Raw genomic sequence first — 9,109 nt, forward strand, 5'->3', positions numbered from 1 at the left:
TGGCCGAGAAGAAGAGGTTCTGGCGCTGCTTGGGCAGGAATTTCACGATCCGGCGGATCGGCACGATGAAGCCCATGTCGAGCATCTGGTCGGCCTCGTCGAGGACGAAGGTCTCGACGCCGTGCAGGGAGATGGTCTTTTCCTGGATGTGGTCGATCAGGCGGCCGGGGGTGGCGACCAGCACGTCGACGCCCGGAGCCAGCGCCTTCATCTGGGCGCCGTACTTCACGCCGCCGAACACGACGGCGACGGTCAGGCCCATGTGACGGCCGTAGGCCTTAAAGCTCTCGCCGATCTGGGTGGCGAGTTCGCGGGTCGGCGACAGAACGAGCACGCGGGCGCTCTTCTGCGGCGCCGGCCGGCGGTTCTCCATCAGCCGATGGATGATCGGCAGGGCGAAGGCGGCGGTCTTGCCGGTGCCGGTCTGGGCGATGCCCAGCAGGTCGCGGCCGTCCATGACGCCCGGGATGGCCTGAGCCTGGATCGGGGTCGGCGTGGTGTAGCCCTGGTCGGCCAGCGCCTTGAGCAGCGGCTTGGCGAGGCCGAGGTCGGTGAATTGGGTCAAAGTCAGTCTTTCGCGTATGCGCCGAGCGCGCCGTCTCGACAGCTGCCGAGGGCGCGGGGCGCGGGGTCGTTGGGAAGCGCCCCGCGTGATGGGCGATCTATGAGAAGTCTCTCAAACGCTCGACAGGCTGGGTCGGAAATGACCCCACGCGGCTGGAGCGCCGATAGCGCCGTATGGCGGGCGCAGCAGGCAGATCGTTGTTCTTGCGCCAAAAGTCAAGGCTTGGGCCTCGTCCGCGCCGAGCGTCGCGAGCGGGGGCCAGGCGCGGCGGGCGGCTTTTCCCACTGCCGGGTGCGCTCCCTCTCGCTTCGCGCGGGAGAGGAGGGTATGGCCGCGTCATGAGCGAAAAGCCGATGCTTCTGGTGGCCGCCGCCGCCCTCGTCGACGCCGACGGCCGGGTGCTGATCTGCCAGCGGCCGGAGGGCAAGGCGCTGGCCGGCCTGTGGGAGTTTCCCGGCGGCAAGGTCGAGGCGGGCGAGACGCCCGAGGCCTGCCTGATCCGCGAGCTCGAGGAGGAACTGGGCATCCGCGTCAGCCAGGCCTGCCTGGCTCCGTTCGTCTTCGCCAGCCACGAGTACGAGAGCTTCCACCTGCTGATGCCGCTGTATCTCGTGCGACGCTGGGAGGGGCGACCGGAGAACCGCGAGCACAAGGCGATGGCGTGGGTGAAGCCGATGCGGCTCGGCGACTATCCGATGCCGCCGGCCGACGCGCCGCTAGTCGCGTGGCTGCGGGACCTGATCTGATGCGCCAGGCGGCGCACACCCTGGCGGTCGCGACGCGGGGCGCGGGGCTGCACGAGTTCACCCGCGAGGTGGTCGCCTGGACCGGCGGGCAGGGGATGCAGACGGGACTGTTGACGCTGTTCTGCCGGCACACCTCGGCCAGCCTGCTGATCCAGGAGAACGCCGACCCGGACGTGGCGCGCACCTGACCGACTTCTTCGCCGGCCTCGCGCCGGAGAGCCCAACCTATCGCCACCAGGAGGAAGGGCCCGACGACATGGCGGCTCACCTGCGGGCGGCCCTGACCCAGACGCAGCTGTCGATCCCGCTGGTCGGCGGGCGGCTGGCGCTCGGGACCTGGCAGGGGATCTACCTGTTCGAGCACCGGTCCCGGCCGCATCGCCGGGAGGTGGCGCTGCACCTCCTCGGCGACTAGGTCGGCTTAGCGGCTGGAGACCTCGATCACCGCCGCCATGGAGCTGTCGCCGGCGGCGCAGCCCTGGAAGAGGCCAAGGCCGCCGCCGCGGATCGCAAGTTCCTCGATCAGCTCGACGATGGCCCGCAGGCCGGTCGGCCCCTGGGGGTGGCCCCAGATCAGCGACGAGCCGTAGTTGTTGAGGCTCATCACATCGACGCCGGTGGCCTTGGCGAAGGCGACGTCGTTCACCGCGAACGGGTTGTGCGACTTGATCGCCGCAATGTCCGAGATCTTCACGCCGGCGGCGTCCAGCGCCTTCTGACTGGCGAGGATGGGGGCCTCGGGCATGTAGCCGAGGTCGGCGCGTCCCTGAGCGAAGCCGCGAAGGCGGACGCGGATGGAGGGATCGGACGACAGCTCCGCGGCGCGCTCCGGCGTCGTCAGCACCATGCCGACATTGCCGTCGGCCGGGTGGGTCTGGCTGCCGAAGGTGACGACGCCGCCCTCAAGCACGGGTTTCAGCTTGGCGAGGCCCTCGGCGGTGGTCGGGAAGACGCCCTCGTCGCCGGTCATCACCGTGTCCTCCGCCTTGAAGTTCGGCTTCGGCACCGAGAACGGCAGGGTCATGTAGCGCTTCTGGAAGGCGTTCCCGTTGGCGAGGGCGTCCTGGTACTGTTCGAAGCGGCGCAGGGTGACGGCGTCGGCCTCCTCGCGGGTAACGCCGAACTTCTTGGCGACGTTCTCCGCCGTGGTCAGCATCGAGTGGCCGCCGATGGCGTCGTTCATCATGTTGTAGAGGACCTGGTCCTCCGACTGACCGTAGCCGCCCGGGCCCTTCGGCGCCGGATAGTAGATGTGCGGCCCGTTCGAGCAGCGGTCGGCGGCCAGGATCAGCGCCTGCTGCGCCATGCCGAGCTGGATCTCCGAGGCGCCGGCGAACACGACCCGCGCGCCGGTGGCGCAGACCTGGGTGATCATGTGGCCCGGCGTGTGGGTCGCGCCGATCTCGTGCAGCGGCCACGGGGCGCCGTAGAACGACTGGTACTGGTTGTTGGTCAGGCCCAGGACGCCGGTGTCGAAGGACTTCGGGTCGATGTTGCGCTTGGCGAGCTCGGCCTTGGCCACGTGGGCGGCGAGCTTCATGGAGTGCAGGTGCTGCAGCGCGCCCTGCCACTTGGCGAACGGCGTCGACCAATAGGCGCCGTAGGGAATCTCAACGCGATCGAAGCTCATGCCGGGGTCTTCTCGTGCTCGGCGGCGAACAGGCGCCGCAGGTTGTCTTTCTGGATCTTGCCGGAGGCGGTGCGGGGCAGGGCCTCGATGAAGCGCACGTGGGACGGGCGCTTGTAACGCGCAAGGCGGGCGTCGCAGGCTGCGAGGACGTCGTCGGCCGTGCAAGCCTCGCCGGCGCGGACCACGACATAGGCGCAGCCGCATTCGCCCCAGCGGCTGTCGGGCACGCCGACCACGGCGGCCTCCGCGACCTGTGGCATGGCGGCGATCACCGCCTCCACCTCGGCCGGATAAACGTTCTCGCCGCCGGTGATGTACATGTCCTTCCAGCGGTCGACGATGAAGTAGAAGCCGTCCGCATCCCGGCGCGCGGCGTCGCCGCTGCGGAACCACTCGCCTTCGAAGGCCTTGGCGGTGGCCTCCGGCTGGTTCCAGTAGCCGGGCGTGATCGACGGGCCGCGCAGCCAGACCTCGCCGACCTCGCCGTCGGCGACGTCCGCACCGTCAGGGCCGACCAGCCGGATTTCGGCGGCGGGGGCCGCGACGCCGGCCGAGCCGGCCTTGCGACGGGCGATATCAGGGTCAAGGGGCACGCCAAGGATGGTGCCGTTCTCGCTCATGCCGTAGCCGTTCGACGGTCGCGCGCCGCGCTCCACGAGAGCCAGGGTCAGCTCGGCCGACATCGGGGCGCCGCCGGTGAACACCCGCAGGCCGTGGAGATCGACGCCGGCGGAGGCGGGGTCCTCGAGGAGCGCCTGGGCCATCTGCGGCACGCAGAAATAGTGGGTCACGCCGAGCGCCGGGTCGGCCAGCCGGCGCAGGGTGTCGGCGGGTGCGAAGCGGTCGCTGAGATGGATGGTGGCCCCGGCCAGCAGACTGCCGTGCATGACCGCCAGCAGGCCGACTACGTGGAACATCGGGACGTCGCAGAGCTGGGCGTGCTCGGGCGCCATCTCCCCGACGAAGGTGTAGTTGAGGGCCGCGAAGAACTGAGTCCGCGGCGTCATGATCACGCCTTTCGGCCGGCCGGTGGTGCCGGAGGTGTAGAGCAGGCCGCAGGGCGCCTCCGGCGCGATCGGGCGCAAGTGGGCCGGCGGCTCGGCGGCGATCATGCGGGCGAGGGGATCATCATCGCCGTCGATCCGGATCAGCTGGTGCGGGGCGGCGGAAGCGATCGCGGCGGTCGCCTGGGACTCGAACTCGGCCTCGTAGATCAACAGTTCGGGCTGGGCGTCCTCGATCAGGACCGCGAGTTCCGGGCCCGATAAGCGCCAGTTCAGCGGCTGGAAGATCGCGCCGGAACGCTGGCAGGCGTAGAACAGGGTGAAGTGGTGGATCGAATTGCGGGCCAGAAGCGCCACCCGGGCCCCCGGCGTCAGCAGCCGCTGCAGCAGGCCGTCGCAGCGGGCGACGTCCTGGTCGAGCTGGCGGTAGGTCAGGCGTCGGCCTCGGCTGAGGTCCTGGACGGCCAGCTTGTCCGGGCGCAGGGCGACCTGACGCTGAAGCACGTCGCGCGTCAGCCAACCGAACTGCGCTTCGCCGTCTTTGACCACCACGTCCGCCCTATGATGCACCGCTGATTGTTAGCAACAGTTACAACCCGGGCGGCAAAGACGCAATCGGAGGCTCGCGCGCGAACGCCGCCCGTGATGTCGAAACGCCGAAGGGGGGGGTGCGCAGCCTCGTTGCGCCGAAGAGGCGGTCGCCTGGCCCTCGCGAGCCAGGCGACCCGGGCCTTACGCCGAGGTCACGGCGGCGCAGACCAACTTGATCTCGAGGTAGTCGTCGACCCCGTAGTGGGAGCCTTCGCGGCCGAGGCCGGATTCCTTGACGCCGCCGAACGGGGCGACCTCGGTGGAGATCAGGCCGGTGTTCATCCCGACCATGCCGTACTCCAGCGCCTCGCCCATCCGCCAGGCGCGGCTGGCGTCGCGGGTGAAGCAGTAGGCGGCGAGGCCGGCGCGGGTGTCGTTGGCCATCGCGACGGCTTCGGCTTCGGTCTCGAACTTCACCAGGCCGGCGACCGGGCCGAAGGTCTCCTCGCGGCAGATGAGGGCGTCGGCCGGCACGTCCGCGAGGACGGTCGGGGCGTAGAAGAAGCCGCCGAGGTCGGGTTGCTGGCCGCCGGTCAGCACCCTGGCTCCGCCGCCGACTGCGTTCTCGACGTGGCTGCGGACCTTGGCGACCGCGCGGTCGTCGATCAGCGGACCCTGGTCGGTCGGGCCGGAAAGCCCCGGGCCGACGACCATGGCCGAGACCTTTTCCGCCAGCCGCTTGGCGAAGGCGTCATAGATGCCGGACTGGATCAGGAAGCGGTTGGCGCAGACGCAGGTCTGGCCGGTGTTGCGGAACTTCGAGGCGATGGCCCCGTCGACCGCGGCGTCCAGGTCGGCGTCGTCGAAGACGATGAACGGCGCATTGCCGCCCAGCTCCAGCGAGACGCGCTTGACGGTGTCCATGCACTTGGCGGCCAGCATCTTGCCGACGCCGGTCGAGCCGGTGAAGGTGAACTTCCGCACGCGGAAGTCGCCGGTCAGGACCGAGCCGATCGAGGCGGCGTCGCCGGTGACGACGTTGAACACGCCGGCCGGAACGCCGGCTTCCTCGGCGAGGCGGGCCAGCGCCAGCGCCGACAACGGGGTCAGCTCCGACGGCTTGAGCACCATGGTGCAGCCGACCGCCAGGGCGGGACCGGCCTTGCGGGTGATCATCGCCAGCGGGAAGTTCCAGGGAGTGATCGCGGCCACGACGCCAACCGGCTGCTTGGTCACGACCAGGCGCTTGTCGGCGGCATGCGGGGTGATCACGTCGCCGCGCACCCGCTTGGCTTCTTCTGAGAACCACTCGAGGAACGAGGCGGCGTAAAGCACCTCGCCGCGGGCCTCGGCCAGGGGCTTGCCCTGTTCGGCAGTCATCAGCCGGGCGAGGTCCTCGGCGTTGTCGCGGATCAGGTCGTGCCAGCGACGCAAGATGGCGCCGCGGTCCTTGCCGGTCAGCGCCTTCCAGGCCGGGAAGGCGGCGTGCGCCGCCGTCACCGCCTGTTCGGCGGCGTCGGCGTTCAGGTTCGGGACCGAACCGACGGGCTGGCCGTCGGCCGGGTTGGTGACCGGGATGCGCTCGGCGTCGCCGCCGACCCACCGACCGCCGATGAAGCTTTCGCTCCGCAGCAGGTCGGCGTTCTTGAGGCCGAGGGCGGCGGCCAACTCGCCGCCGCCGAACTTCACGGCGATGTTCATGCCAGTTCGCTCGATTGCTTCAGGGTCTCGGCCGCGGAGGCCGGGGCTTTGGGGTTCAGGGCGCGTTCGAGGGCGTTGAGACCCTCCTCGAAGATCGCGTCCTCGATGGTCAGCGGGGCCAGCACGCGGATGGCCTCGCCTTGGGTGCCGCAGGTCAGCAGGATCAGGCCGGCCTCGAGGGCGCGGGCGCAGACCGCCTTGGCTTCAGCGCCGTCCGGCTTGCCGTCGGCGTCGAGGATGTCGAAGCCGACCATGAAGCCCTTGCCGCGGACGTTGGCGATGCGCACGGCGCCCGCCTTGCCGGCGATGGCTTCGACGCGGCTGCGCAGGCGCTGGCCGAGGGTCTCGGCGCGGGCGACGAGGTTCTCTTCCTTGATGACGTCCAGCACCGCCAGCGCGGCGGCGCAGGCCAGCGGCGAGCCGGCGTAGGTGCCGCCCAGGCCGCCCGGCTCGCAGGCGTCCATGATCTCGGCGCGGCCGATGACGCCCGAGATCGGGAAACCGCCGCCGAGGGCCTTGGCGACGGTGACGAGGTCGGGCTCGACGCCGGAATGCTCGACCGCGAAGAGCTTGCCGGTGCGGGCGAAGCCGGTCTGAACCTCGTCGGCGATCAGCAGGATGCCGTGGGTGTCGCAGATCTCGCGCAGAGCTTTCATCAGCTCCGGCGAGGCCACGTGGAAGCCGCCTTCGCCCTGGATCGGCTCGAGGATGATGGCGGCGACGCGCTCGGGCTCGACATCGGCCGCGAACAGGTAGTTCAGCGCCTTGAGGCTGGCTTCCAGCGTGTTGCCGTCGCGGCCGGTGGGGAACGGGATGTGGTAGATCTCGCTCGGCATCGGGCCGAAGCCGCGCTTGTAGGGCAGGACCTTGCCGGTCATGGCCGAGGCCAGCAGCGTGCGGCCGTGGAAGCCGCCGGTGAAGGCGATGACCGCCGAGCGGCGGGTGGCGGCGCGGGCGATCTTCACAGCGTTCTCGGTGGCTTCGGCGCCGGTGGTGAAGAAGATGGTCTTGGCGTCGCCCTTGAACGGCGCGACCTCGTTCAGGCGCTCGGCCAGCTCGACGTAGACGTCGTACGGAGCGACCTGCCAGGCGGTGTGGGTGAAGCGCTCGGACTGCTTGGCGACGGCGGCCATCACCTTCGGGTGACGGTGACCGGTGTTGACCACGGCGATGCCGGCCGCGAAGTCGATGTAGCGCCGGCCCTCGATGTCCCACAGCTCGGCGTTGAGGGCGCGCTCGGCGTAGACGGCGGTGGCGGAACCGACGCCACGGGGAACGGCGCGGGCGCGGCGGGCGGCGAAGTCGGCGTTGGTGGCCATGATGAGTGTCTCCGGAGCCAGGAGCGTCGCTGCTGTCGACGCCAAGGGAAATGAGGGTCAGGCCAGCAATTTACTCCCTCGAAGTCTCCTGCGCGAGACGACAATCGTGTCGGGAGTGGTGACTTCAGGTAACCACTTGAGCTAGGCTGGACGCATGGACGCCAAGCGCGCGCCCCTGCCGCCCTACGCTGCCCTGCGGGCGTTCGACGCCTACGGCCGGGCCGGCGGCGTTCGCCGCGCCGCACAGGCGCTGGGGGTCACCCACGCCGTCGTCAGCCGTCATCTCCATACGCTCGAGGCGTGGTTCGGCCTGATGCTGATCGACCGCGAAAACGGCGGCCTGACGGCGGCCGGGCGGGAGTATCACGCGCGGGTCGCCTACGCCCTCGACGAACTCGGCGGGGCCACGGACGCGCTGATGCGGCTGCAGGGCTCGCGGCTCGAGGTGTGGTGCGCGCCTGGGTTCGCCTACTTGTGGCTGACGTCGCGGCTTCGGACCTTCAGCAGCCTGCATCCGGCCGTGGCGCTGGACCTGCGCCCAACCGACGCGAGCCCGGCCATCGAGCATCACCAGGCGGACGCCGACATCCGCTTCGCAGCCGACGGGGCGCGCCGGCCCGTCGGGACGCAGGTGCGGATCGCCGAGATCGCGAGGCCTTTCGTGTTCCCGGTCGCCAGCCCGAAGCTGGCGGCGGCGGTGACCGACCGGGTGCATCAGCCGGCCGACCTCCTGGCGCTGCCGCTGCTGCACGAGGAGTCCGATCTCGAATGGCGCCTGTGGTTCGAGCGCCAGGCGGTGGCCGGGCCGCTGAAGCCGCCGGCCGCACGGCTCTGGCAGGCTCACATCTCGCTCGGGGCGGCGCGCGAAGGGCAGGGGATCGCCCTGACCAACTACTATCTGGCGGCCGAGGACCTGAGCGAGGGGCGGCTCGTCCCGATCGGCCGGGGCAACGCCGCCTTCCGAGCCGTGCGGCTCGGGGCCTACACGCTGGCCGCTCGCGCCGAGGCCTGGGAGCGCGGCAACTTCGCCAAGTTCCGCCAGTGGTTGTCGGAGCCGCTGGCGGTGACGGCGCAGGAGGAAGCGGCGCTGATCCGGGAGAGCGGCTGGACCGCCTAACCGTTCATCCGCTCGATAACGATCTCGGGGATCGGCGCCGACTTGAGGCGGCCGGATTCCAGGTCACGACCGGTCCAGACGCGGGTCTCCAGCCCCTCGACGCAGAGCAGGTCGCCCCGGCGCAGTTCATGCCGGATGTCGAAGCTCGAGCGGCGGACCTCCACGAAGGTGCTGGTGATCTTCACGTCGTCGCCGAATGCGCAGGGAGCGAGGAACTTGGCGCGTGTGTCGACGAGTGGGATGCCGACGATGCCGAAGGTCTGGATCAGCACCGGCTTCGTCCAGCCCGCCGCCTCGATCAGCATGGCCGAGCCATGGTCGAAGAAGGCGAAGTAGCGGGGATTGAAGACGATTCCGGCCGGATCGCAGTCGCCCCATTCGATGCGGCGGTCGAGGGTGTTGGACAGCATGCGGGCTCCTTAGCGTGGCGCGGCGACGGGGCGGGTGTGTGCGCTGCACCTCCCTGGTGCAACGGGTGAGGCGATTGAATCCAGCG

General features: G+C 70.1%; 10 protein-coding genes. 4 read left to right on the plus strand and 6 right to left on the minus strand.

What is annotated here, in order from left to right:
- A partial coding sequence (locus tag ACILRF_RS11830; RefSeq protein ID WP_395673114.1) for a DEAD/DEAH box helicase occupies nt 1-565 on the minus strand: 565 nt, incomplete at its 3' end.
- Between the two features lie 338 nt (nt 566-903).
- Here ACILRF_RS11830 and mutT point away from each other — a divergent pair.
- Genes mutT through ACILRF_RS11845 form a run of 3 tightly spaced genes read left to right on the plus strand, consistent with a single transcriptional unit; the run spans nt 904 to nt 1,726 of the window.
- Nucleotides 904-1,311, plus strand: coding sequence for an 8-oxo-dGTP diphosphatase MutT (mutT, locus tag ACILRF_RS11835; RefSeq protein WP_395673116.1), 408 nt, complete (start codon nt 904-906; stop codon nt 1,309-1,311).
- The gene (locus ACILRF_RS11840; protein ID WP_395673118.1) at nt 1,311-1,499 is read left to right on the plus strand and encodes a YjbQ family protein; all 189 of its coding nucleotides are present in this window, start codon (nt 1,311-1,313) and stop codon (nt 1,497-1,499) included. The genes mutT and ACILRF_RS11840 overlap by 1 nt, the downstream gene beginning before the upstream one ends.
- On the plus strand, nt 1,496-1,726 hold the full coding sequence (locus tag ACILRF_RS11845) for a secondary thiamine-phosphate synthase enzyme YjbQ (protein WP_395673131.1): 231 nt from the start codon (nt 1,496-1,498) through the stop codon (nt 1,724-1,726). The genes ACILRF_RS11840 and ACILRF_RS11845 overlap by 4 nt, the downstream gene beginning before the upstream one ends.
- Before the next feature lie 6 nt (nt 1,727-1,732).
- Here the strand turns inward: ACILRF_RS11845 and ACILRF_RS11850 are convergent, their stop codons facing one another.
- From ACILRF_RS11850 to gabT, 4 genes are all read right to left on the minus strand, one after another.
- Entirely contained in the window at nt 1,733-2,941 is a 1,209-nt protein-coding gene (locus ACILRF_RS11850) for a thiolase family protein (RefSeq protein ID WP_395673120.1), read from the minus strand.
- Nucleotides 2,938-4,497, minus strand: coding sequence for an AMP-binding protein (locus tag ACILRF_RS11855; protein ID WP_395673121.1), 1,560 nt, complete (start codon nt 4,495-4,497; stop codon nt 2,938-2,940). Before ACILRF_RS11855 ends, ACILRF_RS11850 begins: the two co-directional genes overlap by 4 nt.
- 180 nt (nt 4,498-4,677) lie before the next feature.
- On the minus strand, nt 4,678-6,177 hold the full coding sequence (locus ACILRF_RS11860) for an NAD-dependent succinate-semialdehyde dehydrogenase (protein WP_395673123.1): 1,500 nt from the start codon (nt 6,175-6,177) through the stop codon (nt 4,678-4,680).
- Nucleotides 6,174-7,496 carry a 4-aminobutyrate--2-oxoglutarate transaminase gene (gene gabT / locus ACILRF_RS11865; protein ID WP_395673125.1) on the minus strand — a complete coding sequence of 441 codons (1,323 nt, stop codon included), beginning with the start codon at nt 7,494-7,496 and terminating at the stop codon, nt 6,174-6,176. The genes ACILRF_RS11860 and gabT overlap by 4 nt, the downstream gene beginning before the upstream one ends.
- Nucleotides 7,497-7,650: 154 nt before the next feature.
- On the opposite strand from gabT, the gene ACILRF_RS11870 reads away from it, so the two are divergent.
- On the plus strand, nt 7,651-8,613 hold the full coding sequence (locus ACILRF_RS11870) for a LysR substrate-binding domain-containing protein (protein WP_395673127.1): 963 nt from the start codon (nt 7,651-7,653) through the stop codon (nt 8,611-8,613).
- On the opposite strand, the gene ACILRF_RS11875 is transcribed toward ACILRF_RS11870, so the two are convergent.
- Complete coding sequence (locus tag ACILRF_RS11875; protein WP_395673129.1) at nt 8,610-9,023, minus strand: acyl-CoA thioesterase; 414 nt, start codon at nt 9,021-9,023, stop codon at nt 8,610-8,612. The genes ACILRF_RS11870 and ACILRF_RS11875 overlap by 4 nt on opposite strands.
- Nucleotides 9,024-9,109 lie beyond the last annotated feature (86 nt).

It is taken from the genome of Phenylobacterium sp., from assembly GCF_044236515.1.
Taxonomy (GTDB): Bacteria; Pseudomonadota; Alphaproteobacteria; order Caulobacterales; family Caulobacteraceae; genus Phenylobacterium.

Coding starts and splice junctions, on each gene's coding strand:
- mutT (WP_395673116.1), top strand. CDS start 904: ATGAGCGAAAAGCCGATGCTTCTGGTGGCCGCCGCCGCCCTCGTCGAC.
- ACILRF_RS11840 (WP_395673118.1), top strand. CDS start 1,311: ATGCGCCAGGCGGCGCACACCCTGGCGGTCGCGACGCGGGGCGCGGGG.
- ACILRF_RS11850 (WP_395673120.1), bottom strand. CDS start 2,941: ATGAGCTTCGATCGCGTTGAGATTCCCTACGGCGCCTATTGGTCGACG.
- ACILRF_RS11860 (WP_395673123.1), bottom strand. CDS start 6,177: ATGAACATCGCCGTGAAGTTCGGCGGCGGCGAGTTGGCCGCCGCCCTC.
- gabT (WP_395673125.1), bottom strand. CDS start 7,496: ATGGCCACCAACGCCGACTTCGCCGCCCGCCGCGCCCGCGCCGTTCCC.
- ACILRF_RS11870 (WP_395673127.1), top strand. CDS start 7,651: ATGGACGCCAAGCGCGCGCCCCTGCCGCCCTACGCTGCCCTGCGGGCG.
- ACILRF_RS11875 (WP_395673129.1), bottom strand. CDS start 9,023: ATGCTGTCCAACACCCTCGACCGCCGCATCGAATGGGGCGACTGCGAT.